This window comes from Acrocarpospora macrocephala, from assembly GCF_009687865.1.
In the GTDB taxonomy this organism is placed as follows: Bacteria; Actinomycetota; Actinomycetes; order Streptosporangiales; family Streptosporangiaceae; genus Acrocarpospora; species Acrocarpospora macrocephala.
Map to the genome: position 1 here is coordinate 26,006 of NZ_BLAE01000056.1, position 22,287 is coordinate 48,292.

The 22,287-nt window shown below is 67.8% G+C and carries 21 protein-coding genes; 9 read left to right on the top strand and 12 right to left on the bottom strand.

What is annotated here, in order from left to right:
- Positions 1-21 precede the first annotated feature (21 nt).
- The 6 genes from Amac_RS38865 to Amac_RS38890 all read right to left on the bottom strand — a co-directional run bounded on the left by Amac_RS38865 (position 22) and on the right by Amac_RS38890 (position 7,196).
- A complete protein-coding gene (locus tag Amac_RS38865) occupies positions 22-966 on the bottom strand; it encodes an ABC transporter ATP-binding protein (protein WP_155359421.1) in 945 nt (314 codons plus the stop codon).
- Complete coding sequence (locus tag Amac_RS38870) at positions 954-2,486, bottom strand: glycoside hydrolase family 13 protein (protein WP_155359422.1); 1,533 nt, start codon at positions 2,484-2,486, stop codon at positions 954-956. The genes Amac_RS38865 and Amac_RS38870 overlap by 13 nt, the downstream gene beginning before the upstream one ends.
- A gap of 45 nt (positions 2,487-2,531) precedes the next feature.
- Positions 2,532-3,506 carry a carbohydrate ABC transporter permease gene (locus Amac_RS38875; RefSeq protein WP_155359423.1) on the bottom strand — a complete coding sequence of 325 codons (975 nt, stop codon included), beginning with the start codon at positions 3,504-3,506 and terminating at the stop codon, positions 2,532-2,534.
- A gap of 13 nt (positions 3,507-3,519) precedes the next feature.
- The gene (locus Amac_RS38880) at positions 3,520-4,434 is read right to left on the bottom strand and encodes a carbohydrate ABC transporter permease (RefSeq protein WP_155359424.1); all 915 of its coding nucleotides are present in this window, start codon (positions 4,432-4,434) and stop codon (positions 3,520-3,522) included.
- Between the two features lie 68 nt (positions 4,435-4,502).
- Entirely contained in the window at positions 4,503-5,879 is a 1,377-nt protein-coding gene (locus Amac_RS38885) for an ABC transporter substrate-binding protein (protein ID WP_155359425.1), read from the bottom strand.
- A gap of 303 nt (positions 5,880-6,182) precedes the next feature.
- Positions 6,183-7,196: a LacI family DNA-binding transcriptional regulator gene (locus tag Amac_RS38890; RefSeq protein ID WP_155359426.1), complete on the bottom strand. Its 1,014-nt coding sequence runs from the start codon at positions 7,194-7,196 to the stop codon at positions 6,183-6,185.
- Positions 7,197-7,750: 554 nt separating this feature from the next.
- On the opposite strand from Amac_RS38890, the gene Amac_RS38895 reads away from it, so the two are divergent.
- The gene (locus tag Amac_RS38895; RefSeq protein WP_218041556.1) at positions 7,751-10,672 is read left to right on the top strand and encodes a discoidin domain-containing protein; all 2,922 of its coding nucleotides are present in this window, start codon (positions 7,751-7,753) and stop codon (positions 10,670-10,672) included.
- Between the two features lie 51 nt (positions 10,673-10,723).
- Here Amac_RS38895 and Amac_RS38900 read toward each other — a convergent pair whose 3' ends face one another.
- The 4 genes from Amac_RS38900 to Amac_RS38915 are packed head-to-tail and all read right to left on the bottom strand — an operon-like array spanning position 10,724 to position 15,346.
- The gene (locus tag Amac_RS38900; RefSeq protein ID WP_155359427.1) at positions 10,724-11,155 is read right to left on the bottom strand and encodes an acyl-CoA thioesterase; all 432 of its coding nucleotides are present in this window, start codon (positions 11,153-11,155) and stop codon (positions 10,724-10,726) included.
- On the bottom strand, positions 11,152-11,787 hold the full coding sequence (locus tag Amac_RS38905) for a TetR/AcrR family transcriptional regulator (RefSeq protein WP_155359428.1): 636 nt from the start codon (positions 11,785-11,787) through the stop codon (positions 11,152-11,154). Before Amac_RS38905 ends, Amac_RS38900 begins: the two co-directional genes overlap by 4 nt.
- A 44-nt stretch (positions 11,788-11,831) precedes the next feature.
- Positions 11,832-13,145, bottom strand: a complete 1,314-nt coding sequence (locus Amac_RS38910) for a lanthionine synthetase LanC family protein (RefSeq protein ID WP_155359429.1) — start codon at positions 13,143-13,145, stop codon at positions 11,832-11,834.
- A 32-nt stretch (positions 13,146-13,177) separates the two neighbouring features.
- The gene (locus Amac_RS38915; protein WP_246268998.1) at positions 13,178-15,346 is read right to left on the bottom strand and encodes a HelD family protein; all 2,169 of its coding nucleotides are present in this window, start codon (positions 15,344-15,346) and stop codon (positions 13,178-13,180) included.
- 533 nt (positions 15,347-15,879) lie between these two features.
- On the opposite strand from Amac_RS38915, the gene Amac_RS38920 reads away from it, so the two are divergent.
- Both Amac_RS38920 and Amac_RS38925 read left to right on the top strand, forming a co-directional pair.
- Complete coding sequence (locus Amac_RS38920; RefSeq protein ID WP_155359430.1) at positions 15,880-16,176, top strand: GlsB/YeaQ/YmgE family stress response membrane protein; 297 nt, start codon at positions 15,880-15,882, stop codon at positions 16,174-16,176.
- 43 nt (positions 16,177-16,219) lie between these two features.
- Positions 16,220-16,513 (top strand): hypothetical protein, encoded by a 294-nt coding sequence (locus Amac_RS38925; protein WP_155359431.1) that lies wholly within the window; start codon positions 16,220-16,222, stop codon positions 16,511-16,513.
- A 124-nt stretch (positions 16,514-16,637) separates the two neighbouring features.
- Here the strand turns inward: Amac_RS38925 and Amac_RS38930 are convergent, their stop codons facing one another.
- Positions 16,638-17,183: a flavin reductase family protein gene (locus tag Amac_RS38930; RefSeq protein WP_155359432.1), complete on the bottom strand. Its 546-nt coding sequence runs from the start codon at positions 17,181-17,183 to the stop codon at positions 16,638-16,640.
- Positions 17,184-17,562: 379 nt separating this feature from the next.
- Complete coding sequence (locus Amac_RS38935) at positions 17,563-18,003, bottom strand: ester cyclase (RefSeq protein ID WP_170322881.1); 441 nt, start codon at positions 18,001-18,003, stop codon at positions 17,563-17,565.
- 353 nt (positions 18,004-18,356) lie between these two features.
- On the opposite strand from Amac_RS38935, the gene Amac_RS38940 reads away from it, so the two are divergent.
- From Amac_RS38940 to Amac_RS38965, 6 genes are all read left to right on the top strand, one after another.
- Entirely contained in the window at positions 18,357-19,604 is a 1,248-nt protein-coding gene (locus tag Amac_RS38940; protein ID WP_155359433.1) for a sensor histidine kinase, read from the top strand.
- A gap of 37 nt (positions 19,605-19,641) precedes the next feature.
- Complete coding sequence (locus Amac_RS38945; RefSeq protein WP_155359434.1) at positions 19,642-20,286, top strand: response regulator; 645 nt, start codon at positions 19,642-19,644, stop codon at positions 20,284-20,286.
- A gap of 2 nt (positions 20,287-20,288) precedes the next feature.
- Positions 20,289-20,726: a hypothetical protein gene (locus Amac_RS38950; RefSeq protein WP_155359435.1), complete on the top strand. Its 438-nt coding sequence runs from the start codon at positions 20,289-20,291 to the stop codon at positions 20,724-20,726.
- Positions 20,727-20,761: 35 nt separating this feature from the next.
- Positions 20,762-21,043: a metal-sensitive transcriptional regulator gene (locus Amac_RS38955; protein WP_155359436.1), complete on the top strand. Its 282-nt coding sequence runs from the start codon at positions 20,762-20,764 to the stop codon at positions 21,041-21,043.
- 98 nt (positions 21,044-21,141) lie between these two features.
- A complete protein-coding gene (locus Amac_RS38960) occupies positions 21,142-21,354 on the top strand; it encodes a heavy-metal-associated domain-containing protein (protein ID WP_155359437.1) in 213 nt (70 codons plus the stop codon).
- 197 nt (positions 21,355-21,551) lie between these two features.
- The gene (locus tag Amac_RS38965; RefSeq protein WP_307729814.1) at positions 21,552-22,283 is read left to right on the top strand and encodes a DUF8832 domain-containing protein; all 732 of its coding nucleotides are present in this window, start codon (positions 21,552-21,554) and stop codon (positions 22,281-22,283) included.
- Positions 22,284-22,287 lie beyond the last annotated feature (4 nt).

The following is a 22,287-nucleotide window of genomic DNA, read 5'->3' on the forward strand; positions in this document are numbered from 1 at the left end:
GGCGTACTAAATCCCGAAAAATCAGTCCGTGAGAGAACGGCCCGTAAGGCGGAGGAACACGTCCTCCAGGCTGGCGCGGCGGACCAAGGCGGTAAGCGGGCGTACCCCCGCCTCGGTCGCCTGAGCCAAGGCCTGTTCGCCGTCGTCCGCATACCAGAGCAGCCGATCCGGCAGCACCTCGACGTGATCGCCCACCTTTCGCGCGACCTCCTCGTTCTCCCCCGGCGGAAAGCGCAACTCCAGCACCTCCCGCGTGACATGCCGCTCGATCAACTCCCGCGGCGACCCTTCATCGGCGATCAACCCCTTGTCCATCACCACCAGCCGATCGCACAACTGCTCCGCCTCATCCATGTAATGCGTGGTCAGAATCAACGTGACCCCGTCCTGCTTGAGCCGGAAGAGCCGATCCCACAGCACATGCCTGGCCTGCGGATCCAACCCGGTGGTCGGCTCGTCCAGCAACAAGATCTCCGGCTCATTGATCAGCGCCCGTGCGATGGTCAACCGCCGCCGCATCCCCCCGGACAGGTGCTCCACCCGCTCCCCCGCCTTATCCTCCAACCGGGCGAACTCCAGCAACTCCCCAGCCCGAGCCTTCACGGCTCGGCGAGACAAGCCGAAGTACAGCCCGTACACCACGAGGTTCTCCTCGACGGTGAGCTGGGTGTCGAGGGAGTCGTCCTGAGGCACGACACCCAGCCGGGCCCGGACCCGGCGGCCGTCGGCGACCGGGTCCAGGCCGAGGATGCGCAGCGACCCGGCCGTGGGCGCGGACACCCCGCCGAGCATGCGCATGGTGGAGGATTTCCCGGCTCCGTTCGGCCCGAGGAAGCCGAACGCCTCGCCCCGGTGGACCTGGAAGTCCACCCCGGCCACGGCGCGGAACGGGGCCCCCTTCCGATCCCGCGCCGGATAGGTCTTCTCCAGGCCGGTGGCGAGAATGAGCGGATTCAGGCGAGCCATACCGCAGTGTCCGTAGGAAGTTCCTCACCTTCGAGGGGACCGCTGGCGAGCAGCACGGTTTCGTGCGGCGGGAGCCGTACGGGCTCGGAACCCAGGTTGACCAGGCAGGTCAGGCCGGATTCCCGAGTGAAGGCCAGGACTTCGGGGGTGGAGTCGAGCCAGGTCAGGGTGCCGTCGCCGAGGCGGTCGCGGCGGATGGCGAGCGCGGTCTTGTAGAGGGTCAGCATCGAGCCGAGGTCCTGGGCCTGGGCTTCGGCGGTGAGCTTGTTCCATGCCTCCGGCTGGGGCAGCCACGGCTCGCCCGTACCGAACCCGAACGGCGGCTCGCCGCCGGACCAGGGCAGCGGGACGCGGCAGCCGTCGCGGCCGGGGATGGTGTAGCCGGAGCGGGGCCACATCGGGTCCTGGCGTAGCTCGCCGGGGATGTCGTCGACCTCGGGCAGGCCGAGCTCCTCGCCCTGGTAGATGTAGACGCCGCCGGGCAGCGCCATGGCCAGCAGCGCGGCGGCGCGCGAGCGGCGGTAGCCGAGTTCCAGGTCGGCGGGCACGCCGTCGCGGCGGGCACCGTGGTCCCAGGAGGTGTCCTCGCGGCCGTAGCGGGTGACCACCCGGGCCACGTCGTGGTTGGAGAGCACCCAGGTGGGCGGCGCGCCGAGCGGGATGTGGGTGGCCATCGTCTCCTGGATGGAGTGGCGTAGCGCGGCGGCGTCCCAGGGGCAGGCCAGGAAGTCGAAGTTGAAGGCGGTGTGCATCTCGTCGGGGCGCAGGTAGCGGGCGAACCGCTCCTGGTCGGGGAACCAGACTTCGCCGATGAAGATGCGGTCGTCGTACTCCTCGGCGAGGCGGCGCCAGCCGCGGTAGACGTCGTGCACCTCGGGCTGGTCGGTGTACCCGTCGGGGTCGCCGCCGTCGAAGTCCTTGACGAGCACGGCGGCCGAGTCGATCCGGATGCCGTCCACGCCCCGGTCGAACCAGAAGCGCAGCACGTCGTGGAACTCCTGATGGACTTCCGGGTTGGTCCAGTTGAAGTCGGGCTGCTCCGGTGCGAACAGGTGCAGGTACCACTGGCCGTCGGGGACCTGCGTCCAGGCGGGGCCGCCGAAGATGGACTTCCAGTCGCCGGGCTCGTCCCGGAACCAGAACCGCTGCCTGGCGGCCGAGCCGGGACCGGCGGCGAGCGCCTCCTGGAACCACGCGCTCCGGTCGGAGCTGTGGTTCGGCACGACGTCGATGATGACCTTGATGCCCAGCTCGTGGGCCTCCGCGATGAACTTCTCCGCCTCCTCCAGGGTGCCGAAGGTCGGCTCGATGTCCCGGTAGTCGGCGACGTCGTAGCCGCCATCCGCCATCGGGGACGGATACCAGGGCGTGAGCCATACGGCGTTGACACCGAGGTCGGCGAGATACGGCAGGCGACTCCGCAGGCCGGCGAGGTCGCCGATTCCGTCGCCGTTGCCGTCGGCGAAGCTGCGCGGGTAGACCTGGTAAATCGCGGCCCCCCGCCACCACGTTTCGGGCATGCTGGAAACAACTCCTTTAGAGGTTGGGGATTGCGGTCGGGTGGTTCAGCCTTTGAGGCTGCCCGCCGTGAGACCGGCCATGATGCTGCGCTGGAAGATGAGAAAGACCACGATCGCCGGAACGCTCGCGATGAAGAGCGCGGCAATCAGGACATTTTGCGGCATCTGTGCAGAAAGGGAGGAGATGCCAACGCTGATTGACATCTTCTCGCTATCCGGCAGCACCAGGAGCGGCCACACGAAGTCCTTCCAGACATTGACCACGGCGAGGATGGAGACCACGCCGATGATCGGCCGGGACACCGGCAGGACGACCGACCACAGGATCCGCAGCGGCGAGGCCCCGTCGATCTGGGCCGCCTCCAGCAGTTCGCGTGGGATCGAGTCGAAGAAACGTTTGAGCAGGAAGATGAAGAATCCGTTGGCCACCGCCGGAAGCCAGATGGCCCACGGGGTGTTCAGCAGGTTCCATCCCAGGATCGGCAGATCCTTGACCGTCAGGTAGGCCGGCAGCAGGATCACCGTCGGCGGGATCATCAGCGTGGACAACATCAGCGCGAGCACGACGTTGCCCAGGATCGGCCGCAGCTTGGACAGCGCGTAGGCCGCCGCCACGTCGAAGGTTAGCGTGAACAACCACGCCCCGGCGGCGTAGAGCAGGGTGTTCTTCAGGAACAGCCCCAGATCGAGCAGATCCCACGCCTCCGCCCAGACCCCCCAGTTGAGCGTCTCGGGGAAGAAGGTGGGCGGCACCTGGGCCAGCTCCTCGGGCGACTTCATCGCGCCGGTGAACATCCAGTAGAGCGGGAACACGAACGCCGCGGTGAAGGTGACGAGCACGACGCTCATCACCACCCAGTAGACGATCTTGCCGCGGGTGGTGGTCAGCGTGTGCGGCGAGACCAGGCCGCGGAACTGCGGCCCCTCCCGCCGGCGGCCCGGCTTGCGGCTCCGCCTGGGGCTCGGCGCGGGCGCGACCGGCCGCGCCGCGGCCCGGTCCTGCACGGTGCTGTACGACATGCGCCCCTCCTCTCTAGGTCCGGTCCCGCGAAACACGCAGGTAGACGGCGGAGAACACGATGAGCACCAGCATCAGCATGAGGCCGAGCGCGCCACCGCCCCCCCAGTTCCCGAAGCTGAACGCGTACTGGTACATGAGGTACGCCACGGTGACGGTCCCGTTCTCCGGACCGCCTCCGGTCAGCAGGAACGGCTCGATGAACACCTGCATGGTGGCCACGATCTGGAGCAGCAGCATCACCAGCAGGATGAGCTTCGTCTGCGGGATCGTCACGTGCCAGACCCGCTTGAACAGGCCGGCGCCGTCCAGTTCGGCCGCCTCGTAGAGCTCGCTCGGGATGCTCTGCAGCGCGGCCAGGTAGATCAGCGTGCCGGTGCCCAGGTTCATCCAGGTGGAGACGATGACCAGCGAGAGCAGCGCGGTGTCGGTGGAGTCCAGCCAGGCCAGCGGGCCCAGGCCGAACACGTCCAGCGCCTGGTTGAACAGGCCGGCGCCCGGGTCGTAGAACCACTTGAACAGCAGGACGGCCACGGCCGGCGGGAGCATCACCGGCAGGTAGACGACCAGGCGCAGGTAGGCGCGGGCGTGCCGCAGCTCGTTCAGCACGAGCGCGAACACGAACGGCACCACATAACCGAAGACGAGCGCGAGCAGGGTGAACGTGGCGGTGTTCAGCCAGGCGGAGGCGAACGCCGAATCATCGAACACCGTCTCGAAGTTCTCGAAGCCCACCCACTCGGGCGGGTCGATGAAGTTCGTCTTCTGGAAACTGAGAATGAACTCCCGGATCATCGGATACCAGGAGAAGAACGCGAAGCAGATCAGTGCCCCGCTGAGAAACCCGTAGGCCGTCAGGTTGCGGCTCACCGAGCGCCGTGTCGCCCCGGGGGATCGTCGCCGTGATCCCTTCACGGTCATTGTGCTCATCGGATGGCTCCCGATCTCGACGTGAGTGTCGGGGGCCGGCCACTCTCGGCCAGCCCCCGGATGTCAGGTCAGCCCGCTGCCAGCAGCTTGTTGACCTTCGACTCGGCATCGGCGAGGAGCTCGTCGACGTTGGCGTCCTGGCGGGTCAGGACCGCCGACATCGCGGTGTCGAGGATGGCGTAGATCTCCTGGGCCTTCGGCGGCTCCAGCTTGAACTGGACCGTCTTGGCGGCCTCGACGTACGGGGCGAAGTGGGCGACCGGCACGTTGGCGAACTGCTCGCGCTGGGCGTTGATCTCCGTGCCGGGGGCGGCGGTGCCGTACAGGTCGGTGGTGGGCAGGCCCACCGGGATGCCGTCCCTGGCCGAGCGCTCGTAGTTGAACTGGCCCTGGCCGGGGGTGAGGAAGCGGAAGTCCAGCCAGAGCAGGCCGGCCTTGATCTGCTCGGGGGTGGCCTTCGCGTTGAACATGTAGCCGTCGCCGCCGCTCAGGGAGGCGGTGGACTCGGGCAGCGCGGTGACGCCGTAGTCCTCGAACTTGCCCTTGAAGTCGTTGTTGACGGCCTGCACCACGTCCGGGGCGCCGATCATCATGCCGAGCTTGCCGCCGCCCATCATCCGCATCAGGTCTTCCCAGCGGTGCAGCTGCTTGGTGCCCATGCTGTTGTCGGTCCAGCGCATGGTCTTGAGGTTCTCCAGCACGGCCTTGCCCTGCGGGCTGTTGAACGCCGCGGTCTTGCCGTCGGGGCTCACCACGTCGCCGCCGCGGCCGTAGATGGAGGAGGTGAAGTGCCAGCCGCCGGTGTTGCCCGCGCTGTACTCGCCGTAGCCGACGTAGCCGGCGCCGAGGGCGGAGATCTTCTTGGCGGCGTCCTGGACTTCGGCCCAGGTCTTGGGCGGGGCGTCCGGGTTGAGGCCGGCCTGGGTGAAGAGCTTGCGGTTGTAGACCAGGCCGGTGCCGTAGTTGGTGCGCGGGATGCCGTACACCTTCTCGCCGTCCTTGAAGATGCTCATCACGTCCTGGCGGAGCTCGCCGACCTTAGGCGCCTCGCTCAGGTACGGGCTGATGTCAGCGGCCTGGCCGGCCTGAATGATCTTCCGTACGTCCGTGTAGTAGACGTAGAACAGGTCCTCCATCTCGCCACCGGCGAGCTTGGCCTGGAAGGTCTCCGGAACGATGCAGGGGAACGCGTCCTTGCTCTCGATCGTGATGTACGGGTACTGCGCCTGGAAGGCCGTGACATCGGCGTCCCACTGCGCGCGTTCCTTGGGGTTCGTCTTCGGCGGCTGGCAGCCCACGCTGATCGTCACCGGAGCGTTGGCGGCGGGGGCTGACGAACCGGCGGCGGCGGTCGGGGTCGCAGCCGGCTCCTCGCTGCCACACGCCGCGGCGGCCAGCACGAGACCGGCCGCGGCGAGTACTGTCGCGATCTTTCGGGATTGCATGAATGTTTCCCTCCTGCCGTGGTCGCCCACGACATCGTGAGAACACCAGTTCTGGTGGTGGTGCCGGTGAACGAGCCCCCGAGGTCCCGCTCGATGTAGGTGGGGTTACGAGATTGATTCGTTTAGCAGTTGCGAGAAACATACAGAGACGGACAATGCCTAGCAAGAGCCCGTCATGCATGATGCAAAAAAGTGACAGGTGTGTGGACGTGGCGGAGAACGCCCAGGTCACGCGAAAGAGCCCGCGTCGCGGAAAGCGACGCGGGCTCAGGGCGGGGAGGGGCTCACGGCCCTCGGCCGGTGTTACACGAGGGCTCTGACCTTTGCCGGGGCGGTCGAGCCGCGGACCACGAGCTCGGGCTCGTAGAGCAGTTCCTCGGCGGTGACCACGGCGCCGTCGATCTGGTTGACCAGCAGGGTGACCGCGGCCCGGCCGATGGCCTCGATCGGCTGGCGCACGGTGGTCAGCGGCGGGTTGGTGCAGTTCATGAAGTTGGAGTCGTCGAAGCCGACCACCGAGATGTCCTCGGGCACCGACATGCCGAGCCGCCGGACCGCTCGGATCGCTCCAAGGGCGAGCGGGTCGCTGGCGCAGATGATGCCGGTGACGCCGTTGCGGATCAGCCGGTTGGTCACCGCCTGGCCGCCTTCGAGGGAGAACATCGCGTGCTCGACCGAGATCTTGTCGATCCCGGCCGCCTCGGCGGCCAGCCGCAGCGCGGCCAGCTTGCGGCGGGACGGGATGTGGTCCTCGGGGCCGAGCACCAGGCCGATGTGCTCGTGGCCGAGCGAGACCAGGTGGGCGAAGGCCTGCTCGACGGCGACCGCGTCGTCGGTGGAGACGCGCGGGAAGTCCAGGTTGTCGCTGGCCGCGTTGACCAGCACCACCGGCAGGCCCAGGGCGAGCAGCCGGAAGTAGTGCTCGTGCGGGGCGTCGGCCTCGGCGAAGTGCCCGCCGGCGAAGACGACGCCGGAGACCTGCTGCTCCAGCAGCATCTCCACGTAGTCGGCCTCGGACAGGCCGCCGGCGGTCCGGGTGCACAGCACCGGCGTGAAGCCGCGCTGGGCGAGCGCGCCGCCGACGATCTCGGCGAGCGCGGGAAAGATCGGGTTGCCCAGCTCGGGCAGCACCAGGCCGACCAGGCGGGCGCGCTCGCCCCGCAGCTGGGTCGGGCGCTCGTAGCCGAGAACGTCCAGGGCGGTCAGCACCGCGGCCCGGGTCGCGTCGGAGACCCCGGGTTTGCCGTTGAGAACCCGGCTCACGGTGGCCTCGCTGACCCCGACTTTCTTCGCCACTTCAGCAAGTCGACGTGTCACAACGCAAATCATACGCCAGATTCACGCAATCCGCTTGCGTTCCATCGACGGGTTCTGTCGATGAGAGCGTTTTCCACCGCACCGCTGGGATCGGAGCGGGGTGAAGACCATCCAGGTAGTCCCGAATATTCGCTGATTTGCGCAGAAATTCACGGACTTGCGGAGGCGGGGGGTCCGGCGGGGCGCGGGAGGGGTCCCACGACGCGAGATCGGCCGGTTTCGCGGCGCAAACTTGCCGAAACATCTGGCATGTCGCCATGTTTTCCCAGCTCAGCATGCTGACAGAGGGGCAATCCAGGAGCAAGGAGGGGCGTGAAGGGTGGGTGGGACAGGTCGCGGGCAAAGTCGGACCGGTTACCTAATGCACTCGACATGTTCTTTTGCGAAATCAAGTTGAAATATTGCGGACTTCTGTTGGCCATCCTATGGTGTGCACAACTCGATGCCTCCGATCGCGGCCGGACCGGTGGCGTCAACACCCCCCGCCGGTTCGCGTCATCAGAAGCGTCCCTGGTCACGTGGCAAGCCCGGCTCTGCTGAGGAAGGGTCCACCGATGATGACATCGGGCCATCCCCCCACCGACGGCGCGTTACGCGCCCGGACGACCCGCAAGATGTCCGCCATCGTGGCCTCCGTGGCGCTGACCGTGGCCGGGGGTGCGGTCGCAGTCCCGCTCCTGTCCACCAGCGCGAGCGCGGCCACCTCCACCATCGGCCCGTTCGACGTGCCAGGACGCGGCGCGACCGTCCCGTTCATCGAGTTCGAAGCCGAGGCCGCCGTCACCAACGGCACGGTCATCGGCCCCAACCGCATCTACGGCACGCTGCCCTCCGAGGCGTCCGGACGCCGCGCGGTCACCCTCGACTCCGCCGGCGAGTACGTCGAGTTCACCCTCACCCAGCCCGCCAACGCGATGACCGTGCGCTACAGCATCCCCGACGCCAACGGCGGCACCGGCCAGACCATCAACGCCGACATCCGGGTGAACGGCACCAAGCTGAAGGACCTCTCGCTGACCAGCAAGTACGGCTGGTACTACGGCGGCTACCCGTTCAACAACAACCCGGGCGACACCAACCCGCACCACTTCTACGACGAGACCCACACCCTGCTCGGCAGCACCTACCCGATCGGCACGAAGATCCGGGTGCAGACCGCCTCCGGCACCCCGGTCACCGTCGACGTGGCCGACTTCGAGGTGGCCCCCGACGCGATCGCCCGCCCCGCCAACTCGCTCTCGGTGGTGGACTTCGGCGCCGTACCCAACAGTGGCGGCACCGACAACACGGCCGCGTTCCAGGCCGCCGTCGACGCGGGCCGGGCCCAGGGCCGCGAGGTGTACGTCCCCGCTGGAACCTGGACGCTCTGGGACCACGTGGTCGTGGACGGCGTCACCCTGCGCGGCGCGGGTCCGTGGCACACCACGCTCACCGGACGCCACCCCACCCAGCGCAATCGCGCCGTCGGCATCTACGGCAAGTACGTCGCGGGCGGCGGTTACCAGGGCGGGATACGGCCGCACGAGGCCGGCGGGCCCAGCCGGAACGTGACCGTGCGCGACCTGGCGATCCACGGCGAGATGCAGGAGCGCGAGGACAACGACCAGGTGAACGCCTTCGGCGGGGCGATGAGCAACTCGGTCATCGACAACGTCTTCATGGAGAACACCAAGGTCGGGGCCTGGATGGACGGCCCGATGGACAACTTCGTCATCAGGAACAGCAGGATCGTGGACCAGATCGCCGACGGCGTGAACTTCCACACCGGGGTGACGAACTCCACGGTGACCAACACCTTCGTCCGCAACAGCGGCGACGACGGCCTGGCCATGTGGCCGGACCGGATGGCGAACGTGAACAACTCCTTCACGTTCAACACGGTGGTCTCGCCGATCCTGGCCAACAACATCGTCACGTACGGCGGCCGGGACATAAAGATCACCGACAACGTGGTCACGGACACGGTCACCAACGGCGGCGGCATCCATGTCGCCAACCGCTATCCAGGGGTCAACTCCGGCCAGGGCACCGCGGTCGCGGGCACGCACACGGTGTCCCGCAACACCCTGATCCGAGCGGGGAACAACGACTACAACTGGCGCTTCGGTGTCGGCGCGATCTGGTTCTCCGGCCTGAACGAGCCGGTCAACGCCACCATCAACGTCACCGACTCCGACATCCTGGACAGCTCGTACGCCGCGATCCACTTCATCGAGGGCTCCACGAGCACGGTCAACTTCCGGAACGTCAACATCGTCGGCGTCGGCACGTACGTGATGCAGGCCCAATCCGCCGCCAGCACGACATTCCAGAACGTGGACGCGTCCTACATCGGCGCGGGCACGCCGATCCACAACTGTGTCGGCGCCTCGTTCAGCCCGGTGGACCTGGGTGGCAACTCGGGGTGGAACATCCCGAACAACACCACCTGCGGCGGCGTCTGGCCGGAGCCGAACTACATCTACCCCGGTGGCGGCGGCCCGACCCAATCACCCCCGCCGAACTCCCCGTCCCCGTCTCCGTCGCCCTCGCCTTCGCCGCCGCAGTGCAACGTCGGCACCGGTGACCTGGCGCGCGGCAAGACCACGACCGCGAGCAGCCAGAACCAGGGCTTCACCCCGGCCAACGCGGTGGACGGCAACGCCGACAGCTACTGGGAGAGCGCCAACAACGCCTTCCCGCAGAACATCACCGTCGATCTGTGCGGGAACGCGAACGTGCAGTCGGTGGTCCTGAAGCTGCCCCCGGCGACGGCCTGGAACACCAGAACCCAGACCCTCTCGGTCCAGGGCTCCACCAACGGCTCCACATTCACCACCCTGGCGGCCTCGGCCGGCCAGGTCTTCAACCCCGCCACCGGCAACACCGTGACAATCAACTTCCCCACGGCCAATGTCCGGTACGTCCGCATCAACGTGACCGCCAACACCGGCTGGCCCGCCGCCCAACTCTCCGCCCTCGAGGTGTACGGCACAGCCGCCAGCCCCTCACCAAGCCCTTCACCAAGCCCATCGCCCAGCCCATCGCCCAGCCCGAGCCCGTCACCGTCGCCTCCGGCGGGGAACCTCAACCTGGGCCGCCCGATGACCGCGAGCAGCTTCACCGACGTCTACCCGGGCTCCAACACCAACGACGGCAACGCCAGCACCTACTGGGAAAGCGCCAACAACGCCTTCCCGCAGACCCTGACGGTCGACTACGGCCAGAACCGCACGATCAGCCGCGTCGTGCTGAAACTGCCACCGCCCGCCGCCTGGGCCACCCGCACCCAGACCCTCTCGGTGCAGTGCTCCACCAACAACACCACCTACACCGTGGTCTCCGCTTCATCCGGCCGGGTCTTCAACCCCGCCACCGGCAACACGGCGACGATCACATTCCCCCAGGCCAGCTGCCGCTACCTACGCCTGCACTTCACCGGCAACACCGGCTGGCCGGCCGCTCAACTGTCGGAATTCGAGGCCTACACCTCGTAACAGACCGGTGCTCGGGAGGAGGGAGGACGCCCCTCCTCCCGAGCCCCGCAATCACTTGAGCAAGCCTGTGCAGGCTTCGCGCACGTCGTCGCCGATCGGGGTGGGGCGCAGGGTGGCTGGGTCGATCTTGATCTGGACCCGGCGGCCTTCCGCGTGCAGCACGCTTCGGTCGGCGGAGAGGACGCGGAAGCCGTACACCAGGCTGGTGGTGCCGATGTGGTCCAGCCAGAAGTGCACGTCGATCGGGCCGACCGTGGTGATCGGGAGGTGGTAGGTGATGGTGAACTCGCGGACCACGAAGAAGATGTCGGCGAAATGCGGCACCGCCGGGTCGAACGGCCAGCCGCGCTCGGACCAGTAGGCGGCCAGGGCTCGTTCCAGCAGTAATACGTAGCGGCCGTTGTGGAGGACGCCCATCGCGTCCAGGTCGTCGAAGTGGATCTGCACCTGCTCGATGTGGCCAGGTTCGACTGCCGTGGTCATGGGGTGGCCTCCGGGAGGACGCTGGGGTCGGTGGCGAGGGCGCGTAGCCGGTCGAGCACGGCGCGGCGGGCGAAGCGGAAGCTGGGCTCCTGGTGGTGCACCAGGGTGTGGGTGATCACGGCCGCGCCGAGCGCCTGGATCTCGAAGGCGAGCTGGTCGGCGTCGGTGCCGGGCCGCAGCTCGCCGAGCTCGGCGGACTGGGTGATCAGGGTGGTGAGCAGGGTGACCCAGTCGCGTTTGGCGGCGGCGATGGCGTCCCGCACGGGACCGGGGTGATCGTTCACTTCGGGTTCGACGTTGGCGAAGAAGCAGCCGCCCGGGAGGGCGCGCCGCTCGTAGAACTCCATCCGGTTGGCGTGCAACGCCCAGAGCCGCCGGAGCCCGCGCGGCTCGCGCAGAGCAGGACGGACGATCTCCTCGATCCACTGCAGCCGGGCGTGCTCGATCACGGCGAGTTGCAGAGCCTGTTTATCTGGCCAATGACTGAAAAGTCCGGATTTGCTGACACCGAGACCCTGGGCCAGTCGCGCCAGGGACATGCCCTCCAGACCTTCCACGGAAGCCAGCGCCACCGCATGATCGAGCACTGCCTGCCGGGTCCGCTCCCCGCGCACCAGCCGTCCGTCTATCACGGCTACACCCTAGCAAACAATAAGACCGACCGGTCGCTTATATTTCAGAGCTGGGAGATCGGCACCGGAATCGCCGGGAACGGGTTGTCCGGGAGCAGGATGACGCGGCGGCAGGAGCCGCCCTCGCGGGCCGCGCTCAGATGGAGCAGCGCCGCTCCGATCCCGGCCGCGCCGACCAGGTAGCCCGTGTCAGCGGTGATCTCTCCGGGCCGGAGCCGCCGGTATGCCTGATACCAGCGGTATCCACCGTTCCGCGTAGCCCGCCCGATCAGGTCGTCGGCGATCGTGCCCGCCACCTCCAGGTGCTCGACCTCGCCGGTCGCCGCCCACAATCCGATGAACAGCTCAAGCAGCCCGGCCGCGCCGCAACACTGGCATGCCACGTTCCAGTAACCTTCGGTCCGCCGCCTCGGCGCCCCGCTGTTGACGATCCCGCGCGCCAGCCGCTCAACCCAATCGAGATCGCCGGGATCGCCGGTCACCCGGTAGAGCTCGTAGAACATCCTGGCCACCCCGGCCGAACCTGAACAGAAGCCGAGATAGTGCAACGCTCTGGCCTGCGGCACATGATGCGGCACGAGCGCGCACTTCTCGCTCACCGCGCTGATGGTACGGACGAAGTCCGCCCCCCGCCTCGCCGCGGCCAGGAACCGCTCGTCGCGGGTCACCCCGTACAGACGGGCCAGCAGGAAGCCGGTGCCGGAGGTGCCGGACAGGAACCCGGGCGTGACCGCGTCCATCGGCAGGTCGGGCGTCTCGATCCCGAACCGGTGCCCGGGCACGACGAGGTGCGCGATCCGCTCCCCCGCCTCGACGGCCACCTGCTCGTACTCCGACACCCCGAGAATCCCCGCCGCGTACAGCAGCCCGAGGATGACCCCGCCATCTCCCCGCTGGGCCGGATCCCCGGTCCACCCGATGCCCTCGTCGAACTTGCGCACGCTCCGCACGACCTGATCGGCCACCTCCCTGGCGGTGGCCGAGAACCGTTCCTCCCCGGTCGCCCACCCGGCTTCGGCGAGCGCGAACGCGATGCCCATCAAACCGTGATAGAGCGTAGGGTCACGGACATCCTGCCAGGTGGCGGCCAGGTAGTCGGCGCCCGATCGAGCGTCCTGCAAGTACGTTTCGTCCCCGGTCGCGGCAGCCAGTTCCAGGAAGAACAGCACGATCCCGGCCGCGCCGGAGTAGAGCGAGGCCTCCTGGCCGGGGGCCGCGGAGGCGCCGTCCGGGTCCGGGTTGGCCCGCCAGCGCCGCCCGCGCGCGTCGTCCACGGAGGCAGCGCGAATCCAGCGACCGGCCCCCATCGCGACCGCGACGGGTGACTCGGCACGCTGCCCCTGGTCTCCCGCGTGCATCCAGCCTCCCGGTATTTCCTACAAGGATAGTCCTAATTAGACTCTCCGAGTAGCCCGCGCAGCATCGCCGGCAGTTCCCCCTCGTGAACCACCGTCAGCCGCCGGGTCGCCCTGGTGATCGCGACATACAGCTCACGACCCGCCATCTCCTCTGGCGCCACGACGACGACCTCGTCGAACTCCAGCCCCTTGGACCGCGTCACCGTCAGCAGAGCCACCGGAGAATCCAGCGGATCGAGCGTAACCGCTTCCGGCAACAACGCGGCGACTTCGGCATAGCGTGCGTCAGTCGTGATCACGGCGATCCGGCCGTCGCCGGGGGTGGCCACCAGGTCCGCGAGCACGCCGGGGAGGGTGCCCGGGGTGGCCTGGATGGCGTGGGGCGGTTCGCCGTGCCGTACCGACCGGGGAGGTTCCTGGTCGGGGGCCACCGCGCGGAGCACGTCGGCGGCCACGTCCATGATCTCCTTGGGGGTGCGGTAGTTGACCGTCAGGCGTTCCTCGCGCCACTCGACGTAGCCGTCGAGCATCTCGCTCCAGCTGCGGGCACCCGCCGGGGAGCCGGTCTGGCCGAGATCGCCGACGACGGTCATCGAGCGGGTCGGCACCCGGCGCATCACCATCCGCCAGGCCATCGCGGACAGCTCCTGGGCCTCGTCCACGATGACGTGGCCGTAGATCCAGCCGCGGTCGGCGGCGGCCCGGCTCGCGGTGGTGCCGTCCGGGCCCCGGTCGTTGTGCCAGTCGGCGAACGCCGCGGCGTCGATGTCCTCCTGGCCGGTGATGGTCAGCACCTCGCGGGCGTACAGCTCCTCTTCCTGGCGGGCCCGCTGGGCCGCCAGCCGCTGCGCCCGGCTCTGCGGCTCCTGGCCGAGCAGCTCCGCGGCCTCGTCCAGCAGCGGCACGTCGTCCACCGTCCAGGGCGCGCCGGCGGGCCGCAGCAGGGCCTCGCTCAACCCGGCCGCCGTCAGCCGCTCCCGGTCCGCGAACAGGTCCGCCACCAGCTGGTACGGCGTGAGGGCCGGCCACAACGCGTCGATGGCCGCGCGGACCGCCGGCTCCTGCCAGAGCACCTTGCGGGCGTACTCCAGGTCTTCCTCGTCGTCCGGGGCGTCGAGCTGGCGGGCCTCGTCGCGGGCGAGCGCCCGCAGCAGGTCGAGGGCGAAGAGTTTGCGGCCGACGTTGTGGAGGTGGCGCGCGGCTCGCTTCCTGGCCTGGACGCAGACGGCGTGCGGGACCACGAGCGTGAGAGCGTCGAGTTCGATCTCCAGGTCCCCGTCGGGCACGCGCTGCCGGTCGGCGACCGCGCCGGCCATCGCCTCGACCATGCGGAGGTCGCCTTTGATCAGGGCCACGGCCGGGGTGTCCACGTGCGTCGCGGCGACGCCGGGGAACAGTTCGCCGACACTGGAGAGCACGACGTCGGTTTCGCCCAGTGAGGGCAGGACTTGTTCGATATAGCGGGAAAAGATGGCGTTCGGGCCGACGACGAGGACGCCTCTGCGTGCCAATGTGTCCCGGTAGGTGTAGAGCAGGTAGGCCGCGCGATGCAGCGCGGCGACTGTCTTGCCGGTGCCGGGGCCGCCCTGGACGACGAGCGTGCCGTGCAGGCCCGACCGGATCACCCGGTCCTGCTCGGTCTGGATGGTCGCCACCACATCGCCCATCCGGCCGGTGCGGCCGCGCTGGAGGGCGGCCAGCAGGGCGGCCTCGCCGACCAGGGCGTTCCGGTCGCCGTCGCTCATCCCGGTCAGGTCGAAGACCTCGTCGTCCACGCCGATCACGGTCCGGCCCCGGGTGCGCAGGTGCCTGCGCCGTACGAGCCCCGCCGGAGCCGACGGCGTCGCGGCGTAGAACGGCCGAGCGGCCGGCGCACGCCAGTCGACCAGAACGGTCTCGTGCTCGTCGTTCCGCAGGCCAATCCTGCCGATGTAGAGCGTCTCGCCGGATTCGTCCATCCGGCCGAGGTCAATACGACCGAAGCAGAGCCCCCGCTCCACCGCGTTCAGCTGGGCCAGCCGCCGGACATGCTCCCCCGCCGCGACCTCACGCTCCACCCTCGCCTGCCGCGTACCGCCCGCCTCACCGCGCCCCTGCTCGGCGGCCAATGCCTTCTCGGTTCGTTCACGTACGGTGTCGAGACGGTAATAAAGCAGCGATACACGATCTTGCTCGAGCTGAATATCTTGACGTGGATTCACGCGTATGATATCCTTCCAGCGGAACGAGTTGTGAATGTTTATTGCAAGCAGCAATTATTCAGATTAGCGTTCGCTGCCGCGCCGATCAAGCGCGGCTTTTGGTTGCTCTTTCTCTGCGGCAATGCGTAACAGACGGACACGGCCGACGCTGCCCTCGATCTCGTCATCGCACTCATGGTCGCAGCCGTGGTCGAACGGCCCCTGATCGCGTTCGGACCCAGCGGCTCCGCTGGCTGCAACCCGCCGAACCGACCTCGTCCGCGGACGCTCCAACGGGTCATCGGCCAGGGCAATGAAACCGCCTGAGGCGCTGGATGGACTGATATACCCCGGGCCTCCGCGTCCTGGTGATCGATTCTGGTGATCGGTCCTTCCCGGATCCCCTGTTTCCGCCCAGCACGTAGGGGTGTTGATTCAAGGTGAACGAGTTTGACCGTCGGCGCCGCGATTCCGCGGCGTCCGGCCACCTGCTTCGAGCGGTCCGGAAGACCGATCCCGCGCAGACATCGATGCACCGCCATAGGAGTTCGATCATGGGCATCATCGCCTGGATCATCCTTGGACTGCTTGCCGGGGTGGTGGCCAGAACGCTGGTCCCCGGCAGAGATCCGCAAGGGTTGATTATCACTTTCGTGCTCGGCGTCGCCGGGGCACTGCTGGGTGGCTTCGTGGCCACTGAGGTGTTTCACGTCAAGGGCATCGAGGGGTTCTTCAACCTGTCCACCTGGATCTGCGCCATCGCTGGCGCGACAGTCCTGCTTCTCGGTTACAACCTCCTCACCAGTCGCCGTCCGAGCCGCCGTCCGGGCCGCTGGGCCGGCCGCCGATGACCCCGCCCAGCTCACCCTCCTGCCGCGCCGCGAGTGATACCTGATGCCCATCGCCGGTGCCATCGCGGTCATCATCGTGGGCGCCATCCTCACCTTCGCGCTGAGCACCGGCACGGTGGGCAGCATCGACCTGCGCATCGTGGGTGTCATCCTGATGCTCGGCGGCGGGCTCCTGCTGCCCCTGCTGCTGCGCACCAGATCACGCTGGAGCGGATCGACCGTCCGCAGCCTCCAGGACGTCATCGACGACGGACCGCCGCCCACCCTGGTAGACCCACCCGGCCACGACGCTGGGCAGAGCGGTAACCGCAGGACCCCCGACACCCGTCAGCCTTGACCAGAGGGCCAGCTGCCTGACGCGTGTCCGGTCCGACGAGGGCTGCGGCGACACGAGCGAGTCGACGGACGCCCGGTGATGGCGAGACGGACTCTCGCCGCGCCGAGCACGCGCGGCCCCTTTGTTACTCGCTCTCGCGAGGGTGCGGCACGAACGAGCCGAAGGACGCCCGGTGGTAGAGGAGCGGCTTCCCGCCAGTGGTTCCGGTCTCCACGACATGGCCGACCACCAGGATGTGGTCCCCGATGTCGGCGACCGAATGGCGATGACAGGTCAGACGCGCCGAAATTCCAGCCAGCAGTGGAACACCATACGCGCCGATACGCCAGCCGGGGCAATTCGCGAATCGGTCGATTCCCCTGCGCGCGAAAATCTCCGCTAATTCCGTTTGCTCGTCGGCCAGGACATTTACCGCGAAGTAATCCGCGAGTTTCAGCGACGGCCACGTCGTGGACGCCCGGTCGACATAGAAAGAGACCAGCGGCGGCGTGAGACTCACCGAGGTGAACGAGGTCACCGTGAGGCCGACCGGGGCGCCGTCCACCTGCGCGGTGATCACCACAACGCCGGACGCGTGCGCCGCCAGGGCCTGCCGAAACCGCGCTCCGTCCACACTCTGATCATGCAACGACGGACCCGTGCCCTCAATGATGGCGGCCGTCTGTACCATTTAATCTCCCCGAGAAAGGGCTGCGCTCTTTCGGATTGTGTACACCCGAATAGCGACGGATCAAGGGCGATATTGCGCCCTGCGCAAGCGCACCACGAGGCCCTTGTCGCCGGATTTAAACATCCGATGTCACCGAGGTCACCACATACGCCGTGCATCGGTGAGATCATCCGCCGATTCGGATCCTATGATCTTTCGAGGGCGATCCCAGCCTCACGCAACACACCCGCCCGCCGGCACACCATCGACATCGGAATCAACGACCACGACGACGAATCCGCACGCGACCACGACGAATATGCGCACGTGGCGGGCAGGGTTTGCGGGAGACAGCGGCCACCTGCCCAGCGCCTCAGCGACATACACGCCACGAACAGCGCTACGTGGCGGGCTGATCAAGCTCGGTCAGGCCCAAGCCGAGTTGGCTGTACAGCTCCAGCTGATCGTAGTAATCCCGGTGCGTAATGATCAGGTCGTCAGCCACGTAGGCCACGCATGAAGCGCGCACGGTGATGCGACGGCCGGTTCCTGGCAACTCGCGCCCGTCAGGCAGAAGAAGGGGCCCCAGGTGGGTGCCGGTAAACGTCCATTCCGTGACCAGGGGATCGTCGCCCGGGGCCTCCAGCCACGCCATCTGGTGATAGTCCGGGAAGCCCATGAAGAGCTGATCGTAGAACCAGCCGATCTGCTCATGTCCTTCTGCTATGCCTGCTGGTGTGACCAGGACAGCGTCCGGGCTGTAGAACCCGAGCACCTGGTGCAGATCGTGCGTGTTGATCGCTTCGGTCAACCGGCGTTTGATCTCCCAAGCATCAGACATGACGATGACCCTTCGCTGGTGGGGAGGAGGCGTTGGGCTCGCCAAGCCCCCGCTGCGATCGGATGACAAAATGTCGCGACACAGGCGACATGAGTCGGGTCGGAGCCTCGACCGCGCTTACTCAACGCTACCCATCAAAGTGTCAGCCGCCGATCCCGATAGCGTTGTATGCGCGCCACGGGAGGGGTCTCCGTTTCCCGGCCAGCCCATAGCAGTGCCAACAAAACCCCATAGCAGTGCCGACAAGACAAACCTGAGCAGGTGACCCGACCAAGAATGGTGGGGCCAGCACTACCCCACATCGGGATACCTCCGTCATGTCGCGAGGTCCGCGCGGTCCCTACCGTAGGGGCATGGCAACCTCGATCGAGACGACCACTCCTTGGGAGCGGGTGCGAGGGCACTGGGCGGGGCCGGCGTGGCTGCGGAGCGCGCATGTGGTGACCGGGTTTCCGGTCGCGCTGGCGGCGGTGGCCGTCATCGGCGGGCTGACCGCGGCCTCGATCGTGCTGATCTGGACGGTCGTGGTGCCGGTGATCTCGCTCATGCTGCTGTTCCGAGCGGTGCCGGTCTTCACGAGGGTGCAGCGTAACCGGTTCAACGCGTTTCTCGGTCTGGACATCCCGCAGGTGCCCCGGCGGGTCCCGGCCAGCTGGAATCCGTTCAAGGTGCTGTATCTGGAAGCCAAGGTGGCGAGCACCTGGCGGCAGCTCGGATACCATCTGCTGGCTCCGCTGATCGCCGGGATCGGCTCGCTGCTGGTGATACTGGCCTGGTCGGGGGCGCTGGTGGCGATCGCGATCGCCGTACAGATCTGGATCGAGGATGGCACCACCTGGAGGGGCACGCTGGCCATGCTGGTCGCGATGGGGCTGCTGGTGACGGGGCCGTGGGTGGCGAGAGGGGTGAGCGCGCTGGATGAGTACGCGGCGGCGGCCCTGCTCGGCCCGAGCCTCAAGGAGCAGCTCGCCCAGCGGGTGGAGACGCTCCGGGAGAGCCGCGCCGAGGTGATCGACGCCGCCGACACCGAGCGCCGCCGGATCGAGCGGGACCTGCACGACGGCACCCAGCAGCGGCTGGTGTGGCTGGCGATGAACCTCGGCATGGCCCGCGCCACCCTGACCGACCTGCCGGACCCGGCCGTCAAGCTGATCTCCCAGGCGCACGAGGAGGCCAAACTGGCCCTCAAGGAGCTACGCGACCTGGTCCAGGGCCTGCACCCGGCCGTACTCAACGACCAGGGCCTGGACGCCGCGCTGTCCGGCGTCGCCGCCCGCGCGCCGGTCCCGGTCCGGCTGAACGTGGACGTCAAGGAGCGGGTCACCCCGACCATCGAGGCGGTGGCGTTCTTCGTGGTCTCCGAGACGCTGACCAACATCGCCAAGCACGCCGCCGCGTCCAGCGCGCAGGTGCTCGTCTGGCGGGAGGGCGACCGGCTGCACCTGGTCGTCCACGACGACGGCGGAGGCGGGGCGGACCCGGCCCGGGGCAGCGGGCTGCGCGGCCTGGCCCAGCGAGTCGGCTCCGTCGACGGCGACCTGCGCATCGACAGCCCGCCCGGCGGGCCGACCACGATCCGGGTGGAGCTGCCATGCGCGTGAACCGCGACTCCCAGGCCGGCCCGTCGGGCGTGCCGTCATGCGGGTAGTCCTCGCGGAGGACTCGGTCCTGCTCAGAGAGGGTCTTGTCTGGGTGTTGCGGTCGGCGGGGATCGAGGTGGTGGCCGCTGTCGCGGATGCGGACGGGCTGCTCCGCGCGGTGGATGAGCACGTGCCCGACCTGGTCGTGACCGATGTGCGGATGCCGCCCTCGCATACCGACGAGGGTCTGCGGGCGGCCCTCGTGCTGCGCCGCCAGCGGCCCGATATGTCGATCTTGGTGCTTTCCCAGTATGTCGAGGAGCGGTACGCGACGCAGTTGCTCTCCTCGACCACCAGCGGCATCGGCTACCTGCTCAAGGACCGGGTGGCCGACGTGCCGGAGTTCCTGGACGCGTTGCGCCGGGTCGCGGCGGGGGGCACCGCGCTGGATCCCGAGGTGGTGGCGCAGTTGCTGCTGCGGCGGCACAGCGATCCGCTGGACCGGCTGACCCGCCGGGAACGCGAGGTGCTCGCGCTCATCGCCGAGGGCAGGTCCAATACCGGCATCGCGGAGACGCTGGTCATCTCGGAGAGCGCGGTCGGCAAGCACATCAACAATATTTTCGCCAAGCTCGACCTGCCGGGGGCCGACAAGGACCATCGGCGGGTGCTGGCCGTGCTCCGCTTCCTGAAGGTGGGCTGAGCATGCGGGTCAACGCCTGGCGGGTCGTGGGCGGCGCCTTCACCGCCTTCGTCGTGATCTCCGCGGCGATGATCGCCCACTCCGAGCTCCTCTGGAACGGCGGCCTGGACGGCTCCGCCCCCACCACGCTGATCTCCGCGCACCATTCCGAAACCCTGACCGAGGTGTACGCCTTCGACGAGCCGATCCTGATCGTACGGGCGGGCGACGGCGTACAGGTGAACATCGTCCCCGGCACGGACAAGCAGCTGACCATCCGCCGCGAACTCAGCTGGACCGGCGACGATTCGCCTAACCTGCGCCAGTTCTGGAACGGGCGGACCCTGCGCGCCGATGTGTCCTGCCGGGACAGTTGCACCGCCGCGTACACGCTGAGCGTGCCCTCCAACGTCAAGGTCGAGCGGCCTGACGGCTCCCCGGTTGCGCCGGGAATACCATAGGGGGGTATGGTGTTCCGTGAGCAGGAGGCAATGACATGCACGGATACACCCACAACAAACCAGATCATCTTAAAAGGCTGCGCCGGATCGAAGGGCAGATCCGAGGCCTGCAACGGATGGTCGACGAGGACGACTACTGCATCGACATCCTGACCCAGGTGTCGGCCGCCAACCGGGCTTTGCAGTCGTTCGCCCTCGCGCTCCTCGAGGAACACCTCGCCCATTGCGTCGCCGAAGCCACCGCCAAGGGCGGCCCGGAGGCCGACGCCAAGGTCAAGGAAGCCTCAGCGGCCATCGCCCGCCTCGTCCGCTCGTGAACTGATCAATCACGATGCGGGTCACTCGTAGTTCGTCATTCGTGGCGGCTTTGCCATTGCCTCTGATTCGTACGTTCGCCTGACTTAAGGGATAGCTCATGACCACTAGCACCTTCACCGTTTCCGGTATGACCTGTGGGCACTGTGTCTCCTCCGTGCGCGAGGAAGTCTCGGGGATTCCCGGTGTTACCACCGTCGAGGTCGATCTGCCGACCGGGCTGCTCACCGTCACCGCCGATGTTCCCGTCGACTCCGAGGCCGTCTCGCGGGCCGTCAAGGAGGCGGGGTACGCGATGACCGGATCGTCATGAACACCGCGGTAAAGCTCGGGGTCTACGTTTCCGGGCTGGTTGTGGTCTTCGGCGGAGCGCTGGGCGTCGGCGCTCTCGCCGGACCACTGCCCGTCGAAACACCCCGGACGAGTCATGAAATTTCGGATCAAACGGCGGGGCATGGGCACGGCGCCGATGCCCAGCCGGCCAGTGGTCAGGAAGGGTCCGGTCACGAAATGTCCGGTCACGAAGAGTCTGGTGAGGCGGCCGAGGTTCCGGGTGGGCTGCAGGTGTCGGAGCGAGGGTTCACCCTCGTGCCCGAGACCACGACCCTCACTCCCGGCCAGGAAACCGACTTCCGGTTCACCGTGGTCGGAACGGACGGGCGGCCCGTCACCGCGTACAAGATAGAACACGAGAAGTATCTGCACTTCATCGTGGTTTCGCGGGATCTCGGCCACTTCCAGCACCTCCACCCGGAACTGTCCGGCGACGGCGTCTGGTCGGTCCCCCTGAAGCTCCCGTCCGCCGGAACCTATCGGGCGTTCGCCGACTTCACCCCCAACCCAGGCAAGAACCTCACGCTCGGCATGGACTTGTTCGCCCCCGGGGCGTACACGCCTGAGCCCGCTCCCCCGACGAGCCGCACGGCCACTGTGGACGGCTACACCGTCACCCTCACCGGCGACCTCGTCCCCGGCGCCGCGAGCATGCTCACCGTCAATGTCACCAAAGACGGCAAACCGGTCACCGACCTCCAGCCCTACCTCGGCGCGTACGGACACCTGGTCGCCCTTCGCGCCGGTGACCTCGCCTACCTCCACGTCCACCCGGAAACCACGAAAACCGCGGGTCCGGAGATCACTTTCCACACCGAGGTGCCGAGCCCCGGCGGCTACCGCCTCTTCCTCGATTTCCAGCACGGCGGAACCGTCCGCACCGCGGACTTCACCGTCCAAGCGCACTAAGGGA